This is a genomic window from Hyphomonas sp. (assembly GCF_018402285.1).
In the GTDB taxonomy this organism is placed as follows: domain Bacteria; phylum Pseudomonadota; class Alphaproteobacteria; order Caulobacterales; family Hyphomonadaceae; genus Hyphomonas.
This window is the reverse complement of the sequence record NZ_JAGYJH010000004.1, coordinates 239,134-258,987: the sequence shown is the minus strand read 5'-3', so window position 1 is coordinate 258,987 and position 19,854 is coordinate 239,134. Positions and strand designations below refer to the sequence as shown.

Sequence of the window (19,854 nt, the reverse complement as noted above, 5' to 3'; positions counted from 1 at the left end):
TTGCGGGTCGCGCTACAACTGCTTAGAACCAGTCGAAAGATGACGCTTGCGTCACCAATAGGGATCAGGGGGCGTCGTGGACCTTTCAGACGCAAAAAGGATTGTAATAGCCGGTGCTGGCCAGGCGGCCGCTCAGGCTGTGCAATCCTTGCGTCAGGGGGGCTATACGGGCGCACTTACACTTGTCGGCGAAGAGGCAGCCATTCCCTATCAGCGCCCGCCGCTCTCCAAAGCCTACATGAAGGGCGAGATGGCTGAGGAACGCCTGTATTTCCGCCCAGCCTCCTGGTATGAGGACAACAAGATCGAAGTCATGCTGGGCTCCCGCGTCACTTCAATCGACCGCGCCGCGCGCATCGCGCATATCCAACATGGCGCGGAGCTTCCCTATGATGCGCTCGTGATTGCCACCGGTTCGCGCCCGCGCGCGCTTGCCTGCCAGGGCGCAAATCTTGCCGGCGTGCATGATTTGCGCAGCCTGTCGGATGTCGAGCGCATCCGCCCGCAAATGGTCGAAGGCCGCCGCATGGTCATCATCGGCGCTGGCTATATCGGCCTGGAGGCCGCTGCGGTCGCCCGCACCATGGGTCTCGATGTCACCGTCCTGGAAATGGCGCCGCGCGTGCTCGCCCGCGTCACCAGCCCAGTGATGAGCGCGTTCTTCGCCGATGAGCACAGCGCCAGGGGCGTCAAGATCCTCACCAGCACAGCGCTGTCGCATCTTGAAGGCAAGGACGGCCAGATCAGCGCTGCCGTCCTGGCTGATGGCGCAAAGCTGCCCGCAGACATTGTCCTCGTCGGGATCGGCATCGTGCCCAATGAAGAACTGGCAAAGGACGCCGGTATCGCCTGCTCCAACGGCATCCTGACCGACCGGGACGGGCGCACATCCGATCCGCACGTCTTCGCTGCCGGAGACTGCGCCAGCCGCCCGCTGGTTCATTACGGCCGTACAGGCCGTCTCGAAAGCGTCCACAACGCCATCGAGCAAGGCAAACTCGTCGCCGCGGCCATTCTCGGCCAACCCCGTCCATCTGAAGACTGTCCCTGGTTCTGGTCGGACCAGTACGACCTCAAACTTCAGATCGCCGGCCTCAGCACGGACTATGACACCATCGTCCTGCGGGGTGATCCGACGGATCGGAAGTTTGCCGCCTTCTACATGCGCAACGGCACGCTCATCGCCGCGGACGCCGTCAACAGCCCGCCGGAGTTCCTGGCATCCAAGAAACTCATCATGTCGGGCGCAAAGATTGCGCCTGATGTGCTCAGCGACGTATCAATCCCAATGAAAGACATCGCCGCAAAAGCTGCGGCCTGAAGGAGACGGAAATCCAAATGGCAAAGATCACCTACATTTCGCACGATGGCACCGAACGCACGGTGGAGGCGAAGAACGGCGAATCTGTAATGGAAGCGGCGATCAAGAATTCCATTCCCGGAATTGATGCTGATTGCGGCGGCGCCTGCGCCTGCGCCACCTGCCATGTCTATGTTGACGAAGCCTTCCTCGATAAGGCCGGCGCTCAGGAAGAGATGGAAAAGTCGATGCTCGACTTCGCCGAGAATGTGCGCCCCAATTCGCGCCTTTCCTGTCAGATCAAGGTCAGCGATGCACTCGATGGCCTGCGCGTCTCCACGCCGGAGAGCCAGCACTAGGTCTTGCTCACAGCCAATCCTTCACGCCCCGGCCCCCAGGGCCGGGGCGTTTTCATTTGCCCCAACGTTATCTATTGGTTCCTTTTCGGAACCATGATGAAAAGGCGCCATACCCTGCCCTCCCAGGAGCCTGACGATGAACTACACCGATCTGCTGGCCTCGATTTCGGACTCTGGCCCGAACGCGCGATCAACACATATTCCAGAAACCTGGATGCAGGGCCGCACGGCCTATGGAGGGCTCACCGCCGCACTCTGCCTGGAGACTGCACGCACGCTCGCCCCCGGCCTTCCCGTGCGCGCCGTACAGGTGGCATTCGTTGGCCCTGTTAACGGGCAAGTCACCTGCAAGGCTGAAGTGCTCCGGCAGGGCAAGAACACCATCTTTGTGTCTGCACGGATGACAGGCGATGAGGGCGTACTGGCAGACTGCATCTTCACTTTTGGCGCTTCGCGCGCGTCCTCACTGAACTTCGCCGATCTGCCGGCACCTGACGTCCTCAATCCGGAAGACGTGAAGCCCTATTTCCGCAATCATCAGGGCCCCGCCTTTGCGCAGAATTTTGATCTGCTGATCGCGGGCGGCGCCATGCCGCTCTCGGGCGCAGACAGGGCTGATGTGTCGATCTGGATGCGTCACAAGGATGAAGCCATGCCCATGGACGCCGTCTCATTGCTGGCCCTTGCAGATGCGCCGCCGCCAGCGGCCATGAGCATGTTCAAGGAGCCCGGGCGCATAAGCTCAATGACCTGGATGGCCGAGTTCCTCACCGAGGAAATCGAAACGCAGGATCGCTGGTTTCTGGCGAGGCATGTCGCCCAGACCGCGCGCAATGGCTATTCCAGCCAGGAGATGCTGCTCTGGAACAAGGACCGTCAGCCCGTCATGGTTGGCCGCCAGACAATTGCCCTGTTTGTCTGACGCTTCATCGCAGCCAAAACAGAAAAATCCCCGGCATCTCTGCCGGGGATTTTCTTGATCAGAATGTATCCTGATCAGTTCGCGAGCGCGTTGCGCAGGCCCTCAAGATAAGAAATCTGATGCTCGAACACCACCCGCCGGGTGTCGTCCTTGTCGAGTTCAAGAAGCTTGAGCCTTGCTGCTTCGATCTCAACATCGATCTCCTGCGCGTTCACGTCCGAGAGGCTGCGTGCCTCTTCGGCGAGAATGGTCAGGCCAGCGGGCGTCACATCCGCAAATCCGCCGCGCACATAGAAACGATGCCGCACAACATCGCCCTCAAGCACGCGCACGACGCCGTTCTTCAGGGTGGTCATGAATGGCGCGTGGTTCACCAGAACGCCAAACTCACCTTCCGTGCCCGGAGCAATCACGTGGTCAACCGCGCCTGCGAAAAGCTCTCGGGCCGGTGAAACGAGCGAAAAGTGAAGCTTGTCAGCCATCCGTCAGATCCTCAGGCAGCTTCCGCCATCAGCTTCGCAGCCTTGGCTTTTGCTTCCTCGATATTGCCAACCATGTAGAAGGCGGGCTCCGGCAGGTGATCGAACTCGCCGCTGATCAGGCCTTTGAAGCCCTTGATCGTATCTTCCAGTTTCACCTGGACGCCCGGCGAACCGGTGAAAACCTGCGCCACGTCGAAGGGCTGGGACAGGAAACGCTCGACCTTACGGGCACGCGCCACGGTCAGCTTGTCGTCTTCGGAGAGCTCATCCATGCCGAGAATGGCGATGATGTCCTGAAGTTCCTTGTACTTCTGCAGGATCTGCTGAACGCCGCGGGCCACTTCGTAATGCTCTTCACCGACAACCATCGGGTCAAGGATACGCGAGGTGGAATCGAGCGGGTCCACAGCCGGGTAGATGCCTTTTTCCGAGATGGCGCGGTTGAGAACCGTCGTCGCGTCCAGGTGGGCAAACGAAGTTGCAGGGGCCGGGTCTGTAAGGTCATCGGCAGGAACGTAGACGGCCTGAACCGAGGTGATCGAGCCCTTGTTGGTCGAGGTGATGCGCTCCTGAAGTGCCCCCATGTCGGTTGCAAGGGTAGGCTGGTAGCCCACGGCCGAAGGGATACGGCCAAGAAGAGCGGACACTTCCGAACCGGCCTGGGTAAAGCGGAAGATGTTGTCGACAAAGAACAGCACGTCCTTGCCTTCCACATCCCGGAAATACTCCGCCTGCGTCAGCCCCGTCAGAGCGACGCGCGCGCGGGCGCCCGGCGGCTCGTTCATCTGGCCATACACCAGCGACATGCGGCTTTCGCCTTCCAGGTTGATCACGTTCGACTCGATCATCTCGTGATAGAGATCGTTTCCTTCACGCGTGCGCTCACCGACACCGGCGAACACCGAATAACCACCGAACAGCTTGGCGATGTTGTTGACGAGTTCCATGATCAGAACCGTCTTGCCAACGCCGGCACCGCCGAACAGGCCGATCTTGCCGCCCTTGGCATAGGGGCAGAGCAGGTCAATGACCTTGATGCCCGTAACCAGAACTTCCGACTCGGTCGCCTGGTCAACAAACTCCGGCGCAGATGCGTGGATGGGCATGTAGGTATCTGCGTTCACCGGGCCGCGCTCATCGATCGGCTCGCCGATCACGTTCATGATGCGGCCGAGCGTTGCCGGGCCAACCGGAACCTTGATCGGGGTGCCAATGTCTGCAACCGGCTGACCGCGAACAAGACCTTCGGTCGAGTCCATCGCGATGGTGCGAACGGTGTTTTCCCCGAGGTGCTGCGCAACTTCGAGAACAAGGCGTGAGCCGTTGTTGTCAGTTTCCAGAGCGTTGAGGATCGACGGGAGTTCTCCATCGAACTCTACGTCGACAACAGCGCCGATTACCTGGGAAATGCGGCCTTTGGCGTTTGCGGGGGTGCTCATCTGATCGTCTCCTCGGGAGATGAAGTATTCTTAAAAAGGTTGGTTGCTAGAGGGCTTCGGCCCCGGAGATGATCTCGATCAGCTCCTTGGTAATCTGTGCCTGGCGGGCGCGGTTGTATTTGAGGTTCAGCGCCTTGATCAGGTCCTTTGCGTTGCGGGTCGCATTGTCCATGGCGGTCATGCGGCTCGCCTGCTCACCGGCCGAGCTTTCCAGCATGGCCGACAGGATCTGGGTATTGATGTAACGCGGCAGAAGCGCCTCGAGAATGGCCTCTTCGGAGGGCTCGTAGAGGTACTGCGCGCCGCCAAGATCGATCACAGGAGCCCCTTCCGGTGCCTTGGCCGGAATCAGCTGCTGCGCGGTCGGAACCTGAGACAGCACGTTCTTGAACTGGGAATAGATCAACGTTGCAACATCGAACTCGCCCTTTTCAAAGCCCTGGGTCAGCATCTGCCCGACCGACAGGGCCGCGTCAGTGAAGTTGTTGCTCTTCACATCAGACAGGCTGACATGCCCGACGAACAGCCCGCTGTGTTCACGGGCCAGGACTTCCCGGCCCTTCTTGCCGATGGTCAGAAGCTTGACGGTCTTGCCTTCAGCCTGGAGCTGCTGGATCTTCAAGCGGGCCAGCTTGGCCACATACGCATTGAAACCGCCAGCAAGGCCGCGCTCTGCCGTCATGACAACGATCAGATGGGTCTGGTCATTCCCGTTCCCCGAAAGCAGCTTCGGGCCGCCCTGTCCGGTCGTCGCAGCCAGATTTGCCAGAACGGCAGCAAGCCGCTCAGCATAGGGACGCGCAGCCGTTGCCGCGTCCTGCGCGCGCTTAAGCTTGGCCGCAGCAACAAGCTGCATGGCTTTCGTGATCTTCTGCGTGGATTTCACGCTTCCGATCCGGTTCTTAAGGTCCTTCAAGCTGGGCATGTCAGGCCTTTACCGTCCTTGGTTCAGTCAACAGATCAGGCGAATTTCGAAGTGAAATCGTCCAGCGTTTTCTTGACTTCGTCTTCGATCTCGCTGGTGAGTTCTTTCTTCTCGCGAAGCTTGGCGAGCAGCTCTTTCTTCGCGCCGCGCAGGTGCACGAGCAGTTCCTTCTCGTAACGGGTCACGTCCTTGAGGGCGACCTTGTCGAGATAGCCGCGCGTACCGGCATAGATGATCACGACCTGCTCTTCCATCAGCAGCGGCGAGTATTGCGGCTGCTTCAGAAGCTCCGTCAGGCGCGCGCCCCGGTTCAGCAGGCGCTGGGTTGCGGCGTCGAGGTCGGAACCGAACTTCGCAAAGGCGGCCATCTCGCGATACTGGGCCAGTTCACCCTTCATCGAACCGGCGACTTTCTTCATCGCCTTCGTCTGGGCAGCAGACCCCACACGGGACACCGACAGACCGACGTTCACCGCAGGGCGGATACCCGAGTTGAAGAGGTCGGTTTCGAGGAAGATCTGGCCATCGGTGATCGAGATCACATTGGTCGGAATATAGGCCGAAACGTCGTTGGCCTGGGTTTCGATGATCGGCAGGGCCGTCAGCGAACCATTGCCGTTGTCATCGTTCAGCTTAGCGGCGCGCTCGAGAAGGCGCGAGTGAAGGTAGAACACGTCGCCCGGATAGGCCTCGCGGCCAGGCGGCCGGCGAAGCAGCAGCGACATCTGACGATACGCAACAGCCTGCTTGGAGAGGTCATCATAGATGATCAGGGCGTGCATGCCATTGTCACGGAACCACTCGCCCATCGTGCAGCCGGTGAAAGGCGCAAGATACTGAAGCGGAGCCGATTCCGAAGCTGTTGCCGAAACAACGATCGTGTAATCAAGGGCGCCGCGCTCTTCGAGGGCCTTGACGACCTGAGCCACGGTCGAGCGCTTCTGACCGATGGCGACATAGACGCAGAACAGCTTGTCCTTGTCGGACTTGGCCGCGTCATTGGTCGGCTTCTGGTTCAGGATCGTGTCGATGCAAATCGCGGTCTTGCCGGTCTGGCGGTCACCGATGATCAGCTCGCGCTGACCACGCCCGACCGGGATCATGCCATCGATGGCCTTGATGCCGGTCATCATGGGCTCGTGAACGGATTTACGCGGAATGATGCCAGGGGCCTTCACGTCGACCTGCGAACGGCCAGCGAGGTCCTTCAGCGGGCCTTTGCCATCGATCGGCTCGCCCAGAGCGTTCACGACGCGGCCCAGGAGCCCCTTACCCACAGGCGCCGCAACGATCTCGGAGGTGCGCTTTACAGTGTCGCCTTCCTTGATATTGCGGTCTTCGCCGAAGATCACGACGCCGACATTGTCTTTCTCGAGGTTCAGCGCCATGCCCTTGATGCCGCCATCGAACTCGACGAGTTCGCCGGCCTGGACGCTGTCGAGGCCGTAGACGCGGGCGATACCGTCGCCAACGGAAAGCACCTGTCCAACATCCGAGACTTCAGCTTCGACGCCGAAATTCTCGATCTGAGACTTCAGGATGCCCGAAATTTCTGCAGGTGAAATGTCCATCGAGCTTCTTATGCTCCCTTCATCACGGTGTTCATGCGTTCAAGTTTCTTGGCGACGCTGGCGTCCACAAGCTTGGAGCCTAGGCGCAGCTGGATGCCGCCGATCAGCGAAGCATCGACTTCGCTGGTAAGTTCAACTTCGCCGCCAACCACTTTGGCGAGCAGCGATTCGATCCGGGCCTTTTCAGCGCCGGTCATTTCTTTTGCGGTGCGGACAATTGCGCGCTGCACGCCGCGCTGTTTGGCATAAAACTGGTCAAACGCGAATTCTGCGCCGAGTATATCCCTGGCGCGGCCATTGGTGGCCATCGTGCCGAGAAACTTGCCGAACAGGGACGAATATCCAGCCTTCTTCGCGATTTCAGCAAGGGCAGAAATCTTCACTTCCCGGCTGAAGGCGGGCGAGTCGAGCAGCGTCCGGAGGTCAGCCGACGTCTTGATGAGTGCGGCGAAACCCCTGAAATCCTTATGGATTGCGGCTAGCTCGCCCTTGTCTTGCGCCAAATCAAAGAGGGCGCGAGCGTAGCGCTGGGCCGTTTCGCTTGTCTGGATCACGTTCGAGGCAGGCAAGGTCTTGAAAATCCGTCTCAGTTAGGGGGCGGAAGTGCCCTAATAAATGTCAGGCCGGCGGCGCTCGCATAACGGGCACCCCCCCGAGGCTGTGCGGCGCTTATCATTAGAAATTACCGCTGACAACAGGGCCACCGCCCACCGCGATGCGGCGAAATGGCCGCGAATGCGGCGTGCTGAGGGGAATGACCTTTTACAGGAAAGAATAAGGATCGATGTCGATTGAAATCCGCACCTGTGCGGGGAGTTTCAGGCGACCCGTCCATGCGGTCATGTAGGCTGAAAGGTCAATGATTCTGGGACTCTTGATCAGGAAACGCCGGCGGTGGCGTCCACGCAGCACGGTAATGGGCGCAGGCGCTGGCCCAAACACCTCAATCCCCTCCCCGTTGGGCGCCGCTGCTGCGATCTCCAGCGAGGTTTTATCCACAAGTTCTGCAGACGGCGCCGACAGGATCAATGCCGCCAGACGGCCAAATGGCGGCAAGACAAGCTCGGCGCGCACATCCCGCTCGGTCTGCAGGAAGCCGTCCCGGTCATTGGCCGCCAGCGCCTCCATCGCCGGGTTATCGGGGGCATAGGTCTGCACCAGCGCCCGGCCGGGGCGGTCTGCGCGCCCTGCCCGGCCAGCCACCTGGCTGAGCAACTGGTAGGTTCGCTCACCCGCCCGCAGGTCACCGCCTTTCAGGCCGCTATCGGCATCTACCACGCCCACAAGCGTCAGATTGGGGAAGTTGTGCCCTTTCGCCACGATCTGGGTGCCGATCATCACATCGATCTCGCCCTGCTCCATGCGTTCGACAAGGCTGCGGGTAACATCCGCGCCTTGCGCTGTATCTGACGAGAAAATCTCGATACGGGCGGTGGGCAGCAAGGCGCGCACTTCCTCGGCGACCCGCTCCACGCCGGGCCCGACCCCCATCAGCGAATCAGGCGCCCCGCATTGGGGACATTTGGCGGGCTTGGGGATCGAATAGCCTGTCACATGGCAGACAAGGCGACCGGAGTAGCGGTGCTCGGTCAGCCAGTTCTCGGTGCCGGGTGTTTTGAGCCTTTCCCCGCAGGCCTTGCAGATGACGAGGGGGGCGTATCCGCGCCGGTTGAGGAACAGGAGGGATTGTTCGCCATTGCCAAACGTTTCGAGCAAGGCGCGTTCGAGCACAGGGGAGAGCCATTTGCCTTTGCCTGGCGGGGCTTTTCGCAGGTCTACAAGCTCGATATCCGGCAAGCGCGACGCCCCCGGCCGCGCCGCCAGCCTGAGGTGTACATATCGCCCGGCCTCAGCATTTACGGCAGTTTCCAGCGCGGGCGTTGCGGAGGCGAGGATGACTTGTCCGCCTTCAAGCTTGGCTCTCATGACCGCCAGATCACGGGCGTGGTAGGTGACGCCGTCCTCCTGCTTGAAGGAGGTGTCGTGCTCTTCGTCGACGATGATCAGGCGCAGCTTGCGATAGGGCAGGAAAAGCGCCGAGCGGGCACCGATGACGATCCGCGCTCTCCCGTGGACAGCCTCGCGCCAGGTGCGGCGGCGGTCCTTGGGGTTGAGGCCGGAATGCCAGGGCGCCGGGGCCGCGCCAAAGCGGGCCTCGAATCGGGCGAGGATCGCCTGCGTCAGTGCAATTTCCGGAAGCAGGACAAGGACTTGCGCCTCTGGATCAGACTTCAGAGTCTCGGCGATAGCCTCGAAATACACTTCCGTCTTGCCCGACCCGGTCACCCCGTCGAGCAGGAAGGCGGAGAAGCCACCGGCGTGGATAGCCTTGGTCAATTCTCCGGCCGCAAGGGCCTGCTCACCTGTCAGAACGGCGCCCTTGCGGCCCGGATCCGGTATCGCAAAGGGCAGGTCCGTCTCGATTTCCACAGGCTCAAGGGCACCCGCATCGGCCATCCCCTTAACGACACCTGAAGACACTTCTGCGGCCAAGGCGATGTCAGACGCTGCCAACAGGAGGTCATTTCCGGCCATTCCTGGCCACTTCCGGTCACTCCGGTACACTTCCAGAACCTTCTGGCGGGCCGGCGTCATCCTCTCCGGGAGCTTCCCGGTCGCGCGGTAGCGTATCTCGACAGGGGACGGCAGCAGGCCCTCCCGCGCCCGGAGCGCCATCGACAGGACCTGCCCCGGATGGGTAACCGTGTAGCGCGCGACCCATGCCAGAAACTCGCGCATCGGGGCTCCCATCGGCGGGGCGCCATAGACCGCGTTGACCGCCTTGAGCTTGCGTCCGGCGGCGACCTCATCGCCGAGCAGGTCGACCACGATGCCGAGCCGGTCATGCGGGCCGACGGGCGCAGCGACATAGGCTCCCGGCTCAAGCACCATGCCGTCGGGCACCGCGTAGTCGAACGGTTCGGGCAGCGGCAGGGTGAAGAGGATTCGGGCGACGGCCATGGCTGATCCCGGCATAGCGCCGGAGGGGCGGGCCTGTCATCCAGACTATGCTGCGAGGTTGTGCACGGGCGGCCAAATTGCCCTAGCGTGAGTGCTTGCCACTCACCCCGGCCACCCCTACCCCTTTGACATGGCAAAAGACGCAATGACTGGCTACGAGCCGCTGACCTCGATCGAGGCAATCACCGCAGGGCTCGGCACCGCCGGCTATATCTCCACCGCGCAGATTTCGACAGCGGTGTATCTCGCCCATGGCCTTCGCAAGCCGATCCTGATCGAAGGCCCGGCAGGCGTCGGCAAGACCGACCTTGCCGCCTCACTCGGCCGCTGGCTCGACCTGCCGATCATCCGCCTGCAATGCTATGAGGGCCTCGATGAAGGCAAGGCGCTGTATGAGTGGAAATACGGCAAGCAGCTGCTGTACACGCAGATCCTGAAAGAGAAGCTCAACGAGCTGATCGGCGAGGCTGATAATCTCAGCAAGTCGCTGGGCAAGCTCGCTGACTTTGAAGACCTGTTCTTCTCGCCGCAATTCCTGGAAGCGCGCCCCCTGCTCCACGCCATGCAGCAGGACAGTGGCTCGATCCTGCTGATCGACGAAATCGACAAGTCCGATGAGGCGTTCGAGGCGTTCCTGCTGGAAGTGCTCTCCGATTATCAGGTGTCTGTTCCGGAAATCGGCACCATCCGGGCGAAAGTGCCGCCGATCGTCATCCTGACCTCAAACAATGTCCGCGAGCTGGGCGACGCGCTGAAGCGGCGCTGCCTGCATCTGCATATCGGCTTCCCCGACCATGTCCGGGAACAGAGGATCGTTCGGGCGCGGGTGGACGGGATTTCCGATACGTTGCTGAACCAGCTCGTGCGCTTCGTTCAGTCCGTTCGGGAGGCCGACATCAAGAAGCGGCCTTCCATCGCCGAGACGGTGGATTGGGCGCGGACGCTCCTGCTCCTCCACTCCGGAAGCCTCGACGAGCAGTTCGTGCGCGATACGCTCAACGTGCTGCTCAAGCATGAGAGCGACATTGCGGCCATCTCTCCACAGATCCCCAAGATGGTGCGCGAAGCGATTGGAACGGATCCGGGCGGGCGGACGGCTTCCGGCTACCCGGACATCGGATAAGGCGGCGCGCCGATGGAGCGCCAGATATCCAATTTCATCCGGGCGCTGAGGTCTGCCGATGTGAAGGTCTCCACCGGCGAAGCGCTGGACGCGGCACGCACCGTGGCGATGATCGGTTATGGCGACCGGGCGCTGCTGAAGGACTCGCTCGCCTGCGTACTGGCCAAATCCGAAGCCGAAAAGGACATGCACGACAAGCTGTTCGAGCTGTATTTCACGGCAGGCAGCAAGCGCAGCAAGCAGAGCCAGAGTGAGGAGGCCGAAGAGGGCTCTGAAGACGCAGAGAGCGGCGGGCAGGACGCGGCCGACGCCGCCGAGCAGATGATTTCTCTGACCCAGCCGGGCAATGAACAGGCGCTCGCGACGGCCGTGGAGCGCGCGGCAGAGGCTGCTGGCCTAAATGACATCCGCTTTTCGACGCAGACGGCTTACTATGCGCAGCAGATGGTGCGCGCCATGGGCGGGGAGGCTTTGCAGGCGCGGCTTCTGGAAGCCTTGCAGCGTTCTGGCGCCGGGGCCGACGCAGACGCCCAGCGCATGATTGATGCGCGCCGCGCCCTCACCCTGGCCGCGAGAGAGCGGGCCGAACGGGCTTTTGAAGTCTTCGGCGCGGGCGAAACGGAAAAATTCCGTGATGATGTCGCCGCCACCAAGCGCCTCACCGCGCTGGAAGCCCATGACATGGCACGGATGAAGCTGCTTATCGCCAAGATCGCCAGGCGGCTGGCCGTCAAACACTCGCGCCGGCGCAAGAAGACCTCGCGGGGGATCCTGGATGTGCGCCGCACGATGCGCGCCAATGCCGGCTATGACGGCGTGCCATTCAACGTCATCTGGCGGCAGAAGAAAAAGGACCGGCCGAAGATTGTTGCCATTTGTGACGTATCGGGATCAGTTGCCGCCTATGTGCGCTTCCTGCTGCTCCTCCTCTATTCGCTGAAGGAGGTCATTCCCGACCTGCACGCTTATGCCTTCTCCTACCGGCTGGGCGATGTCAGCGACATTCTCGAGCAAAACGAGTTTGACGGAGCGATGAAGAAGATCCTCCGGGAATTCGGCCTTGGCTCAACGAGCTATGGCCAGGCCTGGTCAGACTTCAAGACAGACCATGAGACGGTCATCGACCGGCGCACCACCCTCCTGGTGCTTGGCGACGGGCGCTCAAATTATGGCGATCCTCGCCTCGACCTTTTCAGCGGCTTTGCCGGACGGGCCAAGCAGACGATCTGGCTCAATCCGGAAGGTCCAGGCCTCTGGGGCACGGGCGACAGCGTGATCCCCCGCTATGCCCCCTACTGCAAACAGATGAGCCATGTGGCGACGCTCAAGGATCTTGAGCGCGCCCTGGACGAAATCCTGACCAGCTATTCGTGAACGGAGGGTCTCAGGAGAGGCCCATTTCTTCGCGGTAACGCCGGCGCAGAAGGTCGATCGGCGCAAGGTCTCGCTTGTCGGTTTCGTAGTGCCAGTAAGTCCAGCCATTGCAGGCGGGCGCCTGCTGGACCTGCGCGCCAAGCCGGTGGATCGAACCTGTGATCGCGCCGGTGGTGAGCGAGCCGTCGACGCGGATGCGGGCCTGATGGCGGCGCTGGGCGGAGAAGAGCCGGTCGCCGGGCTTGAGCCAGCCGGTTTCGATCAGCGCGCCGAAGGGCACACGGGCAAGCGACTTCTTGCTGCGTTCGGTTTCCAGTACTTCGCCTTCCAGCGGCGTGATCGCCTTGACGCGGGCCCGCGATAACCGCGCATAGCCTTCTTCGCGCTCGATGCCGATGAAATCCCGGCCAAGACGCCTGGCAGCAGCCGCGGTCGTGCCCGTCCCGGAGAAGGGATCCAGAACCAGGTCGCCGGGATGGGTGGTGGCGAGAAGAACACGGTGCAGCAGGGATTCCGGCTTTTGCGTCGGGTGCGCCTTGCGGCCTGCCTCATCCTTCAGACGCTCGCCGCCGGTGCAGAGCGGGATCGTCCAGTCCGAGCGCATCTGCTTGTCTTCATTGAAGGTTTTCAGCGCATCGTAATTGAAGGTGACGCGGCTGTCCTTGGATTTTCCGGCCCAGATCAGCGTTTCATGCGCATTCTGGAAACGGGTGCCCTTGAAATTCGGCATGGGGTTTGACTTCAGCCAGATAACATCATTCTGAATCCAGAAGCCCTGGTCCTGAAGCACCGTCCCGACCCGGAAAATATTGTGATAGGAGCCGATGACCCAGATTGCGCCATCATCTTTGAGCACACGGCGGCATTGTTCGAGCCATTGATGCGTGAACAAATCATAGTCATCAAAGCTGGCAAACTTGTCCCATTCATCATCCACACCGTCGACCACGGACTGGTCCGGGCGCGTGAGCCCGCCGCCGAGCTGGAGATTGTAAGGCGGATCAGCAAAGACGAGATCGACGGACTTGTCCGGAATACGGGACAGGACCTCGATGCAATCGCCCTGGATGATCGTGTTGCGCTGTATGGTCATGGATCGTTTGCCCTGCGACTCTACTGTGAGTGTTGCAGGAGACCCTGAATCGCGCCGGTAAAGACGGCGTGAAGGAAACCCTGCCGAAAGGTTACCAGCCGCGCGCCGGGATTATTCCTGATAGGCTTGCGGGGCGCTCTGTCAGAGGCCACAGTCGTGCGTTTGGGTAAGTGCCCAATGGAGTATTTGCGCATGATGCTGGCCCTGGAACTGCTTGGCGGTATTGGCCTGTTCCTGCTGGGCATGTCGATGACGAGCGGCGGGCTGAAAATCGCGGCTGGCGATGGCTTGCGCACGCTGCTGCGCCGCTCGACGCGCACGCCCCCTCGCGGTCTGGCGGCCGGGACGCTGCTGACGGCCATTATGCAGTCTTCAAGCGCTGTCACGGTCGCGACCATCGGCTTTGTCAATGCCGGGCTGCTGACCCTGGCTCAGGCCGTCTGGGTCATTTACGGGGCGAATATCGGCACCACGATGACCGGATGGCTGGTGGCCATGATTGGCCTCAAACTGGACATTGTGGCCATATCTCTTCCGATAATTGGCGCAGGTATGCTGGTGCGGCTGTTTGCGCGAAGCCGCGCGCGGCTGGGCGGCTTCGGCGAAGCCCTGGCGGGCTTTGGGCTCTTTTTCCTTGGCATCGGCGTGCTCAAGGAGGCCTTTTCCAGCCTGATACCCCATTTGACCGGTTTTGATCCGGAATCGGCCGGCCTGCTGGCACCCGTGGCGTTCCTCTTGCTGGGCATGATCCTGTCGATGATGACCCAGTCATCCAGCGCCGCGATTGCGATAACCCTTACGGCTGCGGCGACAGGTTCAGTGCCCATCCACCTTGCCGCCGCCACCATCATCGGCGCAGACATGGGCACCACCTCTACGGCAGCCTTTGCAGCGGTCGGCGCGACCCCCAACGCAAAGCGGGTCGCCGCCGCTCAGATCCTCTTCAACATTGCCAGCGGCACGGTTGCGTTCGTTCTGTTGCCCGTTTATCTGGGCTTTGCCGTCTGGCTGACGAACCAGGTGATGCCCGGCGCCGAAGACACCATCGCGCTGGCCGCCTTCCACACGACGTTCAATATCGCCGGTGTCCTATTCTATCTGCCATTTGCGAAAATGGTTATCCGCCGGCTCGAAAACCAGTTCGTCAGCCCAGATGAAGCGATCAGCCGGCCTCAATTCCTTGATACGACACTGGCTGAAGTGCCCGCCCTCGCGCTGCGTGGCCTGGTGCTTGAAACCCACCGGATGCTGGCTGAAGCGACCGGCAATGCCCGGAACCGGCTGCTGACGCTGCCCGCCCGCGAGGGGAATGGCGCGCATGACGCCGGCATTATTGCGCTCGGCCAGATGATCCGGGATTTTGTGGCAGAACTCAGCCGCGGCCCCCTGCCACCGGAAGTCGTCAAGGCCATCCCGGACGTTATACGCTGCGTGCAGCATATAGAGGAAGTGTCCGCAGAATGCGCGGCAACCCTGCGCGCGGGGTCCCTTCCGGACATGCAGGAACCCGCCTGGGCCAGGTTGCGCGCCGGGGTTCTTGCAGCCCTGACCACATCGACAGAAGATCCAGAGACGTTCAAGACCGAGTTCGATACCGAACTGAGCGAGGTGGAGTCTGCTTATCAGGCGATAAAGTATGATCTGCTGACCGGCGTCGCCAGAGGCTCCCTCAAGGTTGGCGCAGCTGAAGCCGCGCTCATGACGGCGCAGCGGATGCGCCAGATTGCCGAGTCTGCGCTGAAGGCAGAACGCCGGATAGCGCCCTGGATTCCGCTGGCTCAAAACCTCGTCACTGCGTCTCAGCCGGCAGCTGAAACCTAGAGATCGAAACTGAGCTGATCGGAGGGCGCGCCAGGCGGGCAGAAAAGATCCGTCCTCAGAGGGTCGCGCGGCCGGTTCAGTCCAAGCTGGGTCGCCGCGCGAACGAACCGGGCGCGGATCAGGTCTGCCACAGGTCCCCTGCCTGTTCCGCGCTCGAACCATCTGGCATCATAATCCATGCCGCCCCGCATATCCCGGAGCGTGTTGATGATCCGTGCGGCACGGTCTGGGGCATGCTGCACAAGCCATTCATGAAAGAGGTCCTTGAGTTCAAACGGCAACCGCAGGACCACATAGCCGACACCGCGCGCGCCATTGTCTGCGGCCGCCCGTATCAGCGCTTCAATCTCATGGTCATTCAGGCCGGGAATGATCGGCGCCGTCATCACTGCAACCGGGATGCCTGCTTCGGAGAGGGCCTTGACCGTTTCCAGCCGGCGCTCCGGTGTTGCCGCGCGCGGCTCCATCTTGCGCGCGAGCTTTCGGTCCAGCGTCGTGACTGAAACGCCGACGCGCGTCAGGCCTTTGGCTGCCATCGGGGCGAGAATGTCGATGTCACGCTGGATCAGAGCAGATTTAGTCAGCAGGCTGACGGGATGATTGTGGGCGGCGAGAACTTCAAGAAGCTGGCGCGTGAGGCGCTCCTCCCGCTCGATCGGCTGATAGGCATCGGTATTCATGCCCAGCGCAATCGGCCGCACGATATAGCCGGGACGCGAGAGCTCCCGCATCAGAAGATCAACAGCATTGGTCTTGCGGAAAAGCTTGCTCTCGAAATCAAGCCCCGGCGAGAGGCCTGACCAGGAATGGGTCGGCCGCGCGAAACAATAGATGCAGCCATGCTCGCACCCCCGGTAAGGGTTCACAGTCCGGTCAAAGGAAATGTCCGGCGACTTGTTGAAGGTGATGATCGTGCGGGCGACCTCGTCGAACACCTGCGTATCCAGAGGGTCGGCGGCGTCTTCCACACTATCCCAGCCATCATCAAAGCCGTGGCGCGTTTCCCGTTCATACCGTCCGGTCTGATTCGAGATGGCGCCACGCCCCCGATGCTCGAAACGCTCTGCCACGCCCGTTGTGTCGAGAAGCGTGACCCGTCCTGATTTCTTCAGCTTCTGTCCCGTACGCATGGTAGCAAGAAAGACAGAACACAAAGAACAAAGCAAGAACTTTTGGGTTACTTCCTGTGGGATTTGCGCTTTGACAGGCGCCAGCTCTCCCAGTCTGGCGCAGCATCAATATCGATAAGTGGCGGCAGGAGGCAGACACGCGCGCCCTCCGGCAAATGGCTCCAGACATCTTGCATTGCATGGGGCCCGGACCAGCGCACGCGCCGGAAAGGAGAGCGCGCCTTTGGCCCTTTATGCATTCCGAACAACCAGAAACCGCCATCCACCGCCGGCCCGAAAACGGCGTCATGGCGCATCAGGCCCCGCACGGCGGCGCGCAGGAGTGCGGGGGAAACATCCGGCGCGTCAGACCCGACAAAGAGGACCATTCCCGGTTGCGCGTCCCGGAGACCGCGCTCCAACCTGTCTGTCAGCGTACCTGCTCCCTGCGGGTGCACCTCAAGGCCGCCAAAGAGGGCCCGCCCCTGCTGCCCCCCGGCCAGCAGGTCGGGTGTGGTGTAGACTTTTGCATCCAGACCGCTCGCCCGGGCAGCGCTCAGCGTGGTCGCAAGCGTAAAACCCGCAATGCGGCGCGCCTGCGTTGGCCCGACGCCTTCGGCCAGCCTGGTCTTTGCAAGGCCCATGCGGGGTGGCTTGGCGAAAATGAGCAACGAAATCTTGTGCATGGGCCATTGTTTTGCCGGAATGAACGCCGACACTGAAATCACGAACACGAAAGCGCAATCCATGCCCGGCTTATTCCGCAACTTAGCTGCCGCCTGCGCCGCCCTGTTGCTCAGCGGCTGTTTTCTCTCGGAGAAGCCCCTGATTGGGGAAGGCGTCCATATCCATGATGGGCCCCTGACCTTCTGCCTGGACGGCGATGAGCCCTGCCATCAGACGACCCTGCAGGAAGACGCCTATCTCGTGCTGCCCCATCCTGAAGATGGCGAGGAAAGGCCTATTGCCGTCCGTTTCCGCCCGTTGATGGAGGCCGGCGGGCAAACCATCTGGCTGGGCGAAGCAAATCTTTCCGAGGACGATGAAGAAGCAGCCTGGGCCTATGTGGTCGCCCGCAAGCTCAAGGACACCGACCTTGGCGTGCGGGAGTATGAAGTCGCGGTGCCAGACTGTAGCGGCGCGAACGCCTCCGACCTCTTCCGCTACGGACTGGAAAAGGAAGGCAGCTATTCCTGCCGGGTGACGGATATCGACGCTTTCTCCGAATATCTCCGGGAACACCATGGCGCGGATTTTGCCGACAATGCCTGGTGGGAGAAGGCGCGCTAGCGATACGAGCGGGCGAGGTCTTCCGGCTTGGCGCCCATCAGGAAGCGGACCAGCAAAAGGGCGTTCTTCCAGCTGCGGCGGCGCCAGCCATCGCGTTCATACTTGGCCGCAGAGGTGCGCGCCTCCGCGTCAAGAATCACGAGCCTCTTCTTGCCCAGGGCCCGGACGATCATGACATCTTCCATCAGCGGCACATCGCTGTAGCCGCCGATATCCTCATAGAGCGCTCGGGAGATCAGCAGCCCCTGATCGCCATAGGGCAGGCCCATCCAGCGGGCGCGGAGATTGGCCCGCGCCTCCAGCCAGCGGGCAGCGCGGGCATCAGACCTGAATTTCAGCGTAAAGGCGGCGGCCTCGCCCGGGCGCCGGCCCATATGGGAAGCGGCGCGTTCGGGCCAGTCCCGCGAGAGACCGGTATCGGCGTGGAGAAACATGAGCCACTCCCCGCGCGCAGCCCGCGCGCCCGCGATCAGCTGCTTTCCCCGTCCGGCCGGGCTTTCCACCAGGTTTGCTCCGGCAGAGCCCGCAATGCGCGCCGTCGCGTCCGACGAGCCCCCGTCCACGACGATCACTTCCCGGATCAGCCCCGCTTCCAGCCCCGGCATCAGGCCCTCAAGGCAGAGCGGCAGGTCAGCCGCTGCGTTAAGGGCCGGAATGATGATCGATAGCGGCGCTGGCATGGGCAGGTGTCCGGTCAGATTGGAACGCTTGGGCCGGTGAGGCGTTCATTATGCAGTTTAGTCAAGGAGACGCTGCCATGCCCACGATCTACGAGAAACTCAAATCCGATCATGACACGCACCGCGACCTGCTGGCGAAGCTTGTGGAAACCGAAGGCAATTCAGACGAGCGCCGCGAGCTCTGGAAGTCCTTTTACTACGATGTCAGCGCCCATGCGGCCGCCGAAGAAGTGGCCTTCTACAGCCCCCTGCTGGCAGAATCCGACGGCCAGGCCGAAGGGCGCCATTCGGTCGCCGAGCACAAGGAACTCGACGACCTGCTTCAGGAACTCAACGACACGGATATGAGCTCTCCGGGCTGGCTGACGCGCCTCAGGACCATGAAGGATCGCTACGAGCATCATATCAATGAAGAAGAAGACGACATCTTCCCAGTCGCCAAGGATGTGATCGGCGCCGACAGATCCGGCGAAATCGCTGCGGAATTTGCGGAGCGAAAGAAAGAGGAACGCACGCTGGTCGACGAAAAGGCTGAAGAAGCACTGAAGGATTGATTATCCCAGCTCGCCAAGCCGCTTCTCAATCAGCAGCAGGTCGCGCCAGGCCCGGCTCTTGTCCTGCGGGCGGCGCAGGAGATAGGCCGGGTGGAGCATCGGGATCAGCGGCACGGTATAACCGCCCGGCGTGGTGTAGCTGTATTCGTTGCCGCGCAGCTTCATGATGCCGTCACGGCTGTTGAGCAGGGATACAGCCGGGACGCCGCCCGCGGCCACGATCAGTTTGGGCCGGGAAATCTCGATCATGCGGTCCACGAAGGGACGGCAAACGGCCAGCTCGTCCAGTTCAGGGTTCCGGTTGCCGGGCGGGCGCCAGTAATTGACGTTGGAAATGAGGGCATTCCCGGTGCGGCTGCGGCCAATGGCGGAAAGCATCTTGTCGAGAAGCTGCCCGGCCTTGCCCACGAAGGGCTTGCCCTGACGGTCCTCCTCGGCCCCCGGCCCCTCGCCGATCACCATCAGACCGGCCCCGGCAATGCCATCATAAACGACTGTGCTCTCGCAGCTCCCCTTGAGCGGGCTGCCAGCGAAATCGCAGATCGCTGCGGCGAGGTCATCCATTGTCGCGCAGCCGGACGCGATCCTTGCCGCCTCGCGGATCCAGTCCGAAACGCTGCGCGCGCCGCGCCGGCGAAGGGCGGGAACCTCCTGGGATCGGGCGGCTTCGGGGGCTGCCTCAACGGCAGGCGCTGCCGCCAGCAAAGCCTCCACCAGAGGCGCATCCACGGCCACGCCCATGGTCTCCCACCAGTCGGTGAGGGCAGAAACTGGCGCTCTTGACGCAGGGGGTGACATTGCGGACAGGCTGGACCTTCGGGAAACAGGCTGTAAGTGCTTAACCGGATACA

19 protein-coding genes are annotated in these 19,854 nt (G+C 61.7%); 8 read left to right on the top strand and 11 right to left on the bottom strand.

Annotated elements, in window-relative coordinates; genetic code table 11:
- Nucleotides 1-76 precede the first annotated feature (76 nt).
- From KG722_RS10995 to KG722_RS10985, 3 genes are all read left to right on the top strand, one after another.
- On the top strand, nucleotides 77-1,321 hold the full coding sequence (locus KG722_RS10995) for an FAD-dependent oxidoreductase (protein ID WP_213271824.1): 1,245 nt from the start codon (nucleotides 77-79) through the stop codon (nucleotides 1,319-1,321).
- Between the two features lie 17 nt (nucleotides 1,322-1,338).
- The gene (locus KG722_RS10990) at nucleotides 1,339-1,659 is read left to right on the top strand and encodes a 2Fe-2S iron-sulfur cluster-binding protein (protein ID WP_213271823.1); all 321 of its coding nucleotides are present in this window, start codon (nucleotides 1,339-1,341) and stop codon (nucleotides 1,657-1,659) included.
- Between the two features lie 136 nt (nucleotides 1,660-1,795).
- Entirely contained in the window at nucleotides 1,796-2,581 is a 786-nt protein-coding gene (locus tag KG722_RS10985) for a thioesterase family protein (protein ID WP_213271822.1), read from the top strand.
- 74 nt (nucleotides 2,582-2,655) lie between these two features.
- Here the strand turns inward: KG722_RS10985 and KG722_RS10980 are convergent, their stop codons facing one another.
- The 6 genes from KG722_RS10980 to KG722_RS10955 form a co-directional block, all read right to left on the bottom strand.
- Nucleotides 2,656-3,063, bottom strand: coding sequence for a F0F1 ATP synthase subunit epsilon (locus KG722_RS10980; protein ID WP_213271821.1), 408 nt, complete (start codon nucleotides 3,061-3,063; stop codon nucleotides 2,656-2,658).
- 11 nt (nucleotides 3,064-3,074) lie between these two features.
- Complete coding sequence (gene atpD / locus KG722_RS10975; protein ID WP_213271820.1) at nucleotides 3,075-4,502, bottom strand: F0F1 ATP synthase subunit beta; 1,428 nt, start codon at nucleotides 4,500-4,502, stop codon at nucleotides 3,075-3,077.
- 46 nt (nucleotides 4,503-4,548) lie between these two features.
- Nucleotides 4,549-5,427: a F0F1 ATP synthase subunit gamma gene (locus KG722_RS10970; RefSeq protein ID WP_213271819.1), complete on the bottom strand. Its 879-nt coding sequence runs from the start codon at nucleotides 5,425-5,427 to the stop codon at nucleotides 4,549-4,551.
- Between the two features lie 35 nt (nucleotides 5,428-5,462).
- Nucleotides 5,463-6,998 carry a F0F1 ATP synthase subunit alpha gene (atpA, locus tag KG722_RS10965; protein WP_213271818.1) on the bottom strand — a complete coding sequence of 512 codons (1,536 nt, stop codon included), beginning with the start codon at nucleotides 6,996-6,998 and terminating at the stop codon, nucleotides 5,463-5,465.
- A gap of 8 nt (nucleotides 6,999-7,006) precedes the next feature.
- Entirely contained in the window at nucleotides 7,007-7,567 is a 561-nt protein-coding gene (gene atpH, locus KG722_RS10960; protein WP_300998438.1) for an ATP synthase F1 subunit delta, read from the bottom strand.
- Between the two features lie 193 nt (nucleotides 7,568-7,760).
- Nucleotides 7,761-9,959: a primosomal protein N' gene (locus tag KG722_RS10955; RefSeq protein WP_213271817.1), complete on the bottom strand. Its 2,199-nt coding sequence runs from the start codon at nucleotides 9,957-9,959 to the stop codon at nucleotides 7,761-7,763.
- A 145-nt stretch (nucleotides 9,960-10,104) separates the two neighbouring features.
- On the opposite strand from KG722_RS10955, the gene KG722_RS10950 reads away from it, so the two are divergent.
- Both KG722_RS10950 and KG722_RS10945 read left to right on the top strand, forming a co-directional pair.
- On the top strand, nucleotides 10,105-11,082 hold the full coding sequence (locus tag KG722_RS10950) for a MoxR family ATPase (protein WP_300998437.1): 978 nt from the start codon (nucleotides 10,105-10,107) through the stop codon (nucleotides 11,080-11,082).
- A 12-nt stretch (nucleotides 11,083-11,094) separates the two neighbouring features.
- Nucleotides 11,095-12,456 carry a VWA domain-containing protein gene (locus KG722_RS10945; protein ID WP_213271815.1) on the top strand — a complete coding sequence of 454 codons (1,362 nt, stop codon included), beginning with the start codon at nucleotides 11,095-11,097 and terminating at the stop codon, nucleotides 12,454-12,456.
- Between the two features lie 10 nt (nucleotides 12,457-12,466).
- Here KG722_RS10945 and KG722_RS10940 read toward each other — a convergent pair whose 3' ends face one another.
- Nucleotides 12,467-13,549 (bottom strand): site-specific DNA-methyltransferase, encoded by a 1,083-nt coding sequence (locus tag KG722_RS10940; RefSeq protein WP_213271814.1) that lies wholly within the window; start codon nucleotides 13,547-13,549, stop codon nucleotides 12,467-12,469.
- A 192-nt stretch (nucleotides 13,550-13,741) separates the two neighbouring features.
- On the opposite strand from KG722_RS10940, the gene KG722_RS10935 reads away from it, so the two are divergent.
- The gene (locus KG722_RS10935; RefSeq protein ID WP_213271813.1) at nucleotides 13,742-15,370 is read left to right on the top strand and encodes a Na/Pi symporter; all 1,629 of its coding nucleotides are present in this window, start codon (nucleotides 13,742-13,744) and stop codon (nucleotides 15,368-15,370) included.
- On the opposite strand, the gene KG722_RS10930 is transcribed toward KG722_RS10935, so the two are convergent.
- Entirely contained in the window at nucleotides 15,367-16,500 is a 1,134-nt protein-coding gene (locus tag KG722_RS10930; protein ID WP_300998436.1) for a PA0069 family radical SAM protein, read from the bottom strand. The genes KG722_RS10935 and KG722_RS10930 overlap by 4 nt on opposite strands.
- Before the next feature lie 47 nt (nucleotides 16,501-16,547).
- On the bottom strand, nucleotides 16,548-17,228 hold the full coding sequence (locus KG722_RS10925; RefSeq protein WP_213271812.1) for a DUF2064 domain-containing protein: 681 nt from the start codon (nucleotides 17,226-17,228) through the stop codon (nucleotides 16,548-16,550).
- On the opposite strand from KG722_RS10925, the gene KG722_RS10920 reads away from it, so the two are divergent.
- Entirely contained in the window at nucleotides 17,227-17,769 is a 543-nt protein-coding gene (locus KG722_RS10920; protein ID WP_213271811.1) for a hypothetical protein, read from the top strand. The genes KG722_RS10925 and KG722_RS10920 overlap by 2 nt on opposite strands.
- Here the strand turns inward: KG722_RS10920 and KG722_RS10915 are convergent.
- The gene (locus KG722_RS10915) at nucleotides 17,766-18,449 is read right to left on the bottom strand and encodes a TIGR04283 family arsenosugar biosynthesis glycosyltransferase (RefSeq protein ID WP_213271810.1); all 684 of its coding nucleotides are present in this window, start codon (nucleotides 18,447-18,449) and stop codon (nucleotides 17,766-17,768) included. The genes KG722_RS10920 and KG722_RS10915 overlap by 4 nt on opposite strands.
- Before the next feature lie 77 nt (nucleotides 18,450-18,526).
- On the opposite strand from KG722_RS10915, the gene KG722_RS10910 reads away from it, so the two are divergent.
- Nucleotides 18,527-19,003, top strand: coding sequence for a hemerythrin domain-containing protein (locus KG722_RS10910; RefSeq protein ID WP_213271809.1), 477 nt, complete (start codon nucleotides 18,527-18,529; stop codon nucleotides 19,001-19,003).
- On the opposite strand, the gene KG722_RS10905 is transcribed toward KG722_RS10910, so the two are convergent.
- The gene (locus KG722_RS10905) at nucleotides 19,004-19,801 is read right to left on the bottom strand and encodes a uracil-DNA glycosylase (protein ID WP_300998435.1); all 798 of its coding nucleotides are present in this window, start codon (nucleotides 19,799-19,801) and stop codon (nucleotides 19,004-19,006) included.
- Between the last annotated feature and the right edge of the window lie 53 nt (nucleotides 19,802-19,854).

Bases quoted from the DNA above. Each gene is read 5' to 3' on its own strand.
- KG722_RS10990 (WP_213271823.1), top strand. From the start codon at position 1,339: ATGGCAAAGATCACCTACATTTCGCACGATGGCACCGAACGCACGGTG.
- KG722_RS10985 (WP_213271822.1), top strand. From the start codon at position 1,796: ATGAACTACACCGATCTGCTGGCCTCGATTTCGGACTCTGGCCCGAAC.
- KG722_RS10980 (WP_213271821.1), bottom strand. From the start codon at position 3,063: ATGGCTGACAAGCTTCACTTTTCGCTCGTTTCACCGGCCCGAGAGCTT.
- atpD (WP_213271820.1), bottom strand. From the start codon at position 4,502: ATGAGCACCCCCGCAAACGCCAAAGGCCGCATTTCCCAGGTAATCGGC.
- KG722_RS10970 (WP_213271819.1), bottom strand. From the start codon at position 5,427: ATGCCCAGCTTGAAGGACCTTAAGAACCGGATCGGAAGCGTGAAATCC.
- atpA (WP_213271818.1), bottom strand. From the start codon at position 6,998: ATGGACATTTCACCTGCAGAAATTTCGGGCATCCTGAAGTCTCAGATC.
- KG722_RS10955 (WP_213271817.1), bottom strand. From the start codon at position 9,959: ATGGCCGTCGCCCGAATCCTCTTCACCCTGCCGCTGCCCGAACCGTTC.
- KG722_RS10950 (WP_300998437.1), top strand. From the start codon at position 10,105: ATGACTGGCTACGAGCCGCTGACCTCGATCGAGGCAATCACCGCAGGG.
- KG722_RS10945 (WP_213271815.1), top strand. From the start codon at position 11,095: ATGGAGCGCCAGATATCCAATTTCATCCGGGCGCTGAGGTCTGCCGAT.
- KG722_RS10940 (WP_213271814.1), bottom strand. From the start codon at position 13,549: ATGACCATACAGCGCAACACGATCATCCAGGGCGATTGCATCGAGGTC.
- KG722_RS10935 (WP_213271813.1), top strand. From the start codon at position 13,742: ATGATGCTGGCCCTGGAACTGCTTGGCGGTATTGGCCTGTTCCTGCTG.
- KG722_RS10930 (WP_300998436.1), bottom strand. From the start codon at position 16,500: ATGCGTACGGGACAGAAGCTGAAGAAATCAGGACGGGTCACGCTTCTC.
- KG722_RS10920 (WP_213271811.1), top strand. From the start codon at position 17,227: ATGCCCGGCTTATTCCGCAACTTAGCTGCCGCCTGCGCCGCCCTGTTG.
- KG722_RS10925 (WP_213271812.1), bottom strand. From the start codon at position 17,228: ATGGATTGCGCTTTCGTGTTCGTGATTTCAGTGTCGGCGTTCATTCCG.
- KG722_RS10915 (WP_213271810.1), bottom strand. From the start codon at position 18,449: ATGCCAGCGCCGCTATCGATCATCATTCCGGCCCTTAACGCAGCGGCT.
- KG722_RS10910 (WP_213271809.1), top strand. From the start codon at position 18,527: ATGCCCACGATCTACGAGAAACTCAAATCCGATCATGACACGCACCGC.
- KG722_RS10905 (WP_300998435.1), bottom strand. From the start codon at position 19,801: ATGTCACCCCCTGCGTCAAGAGCGCCAGTTTCTGCCCTCACCGACTGG.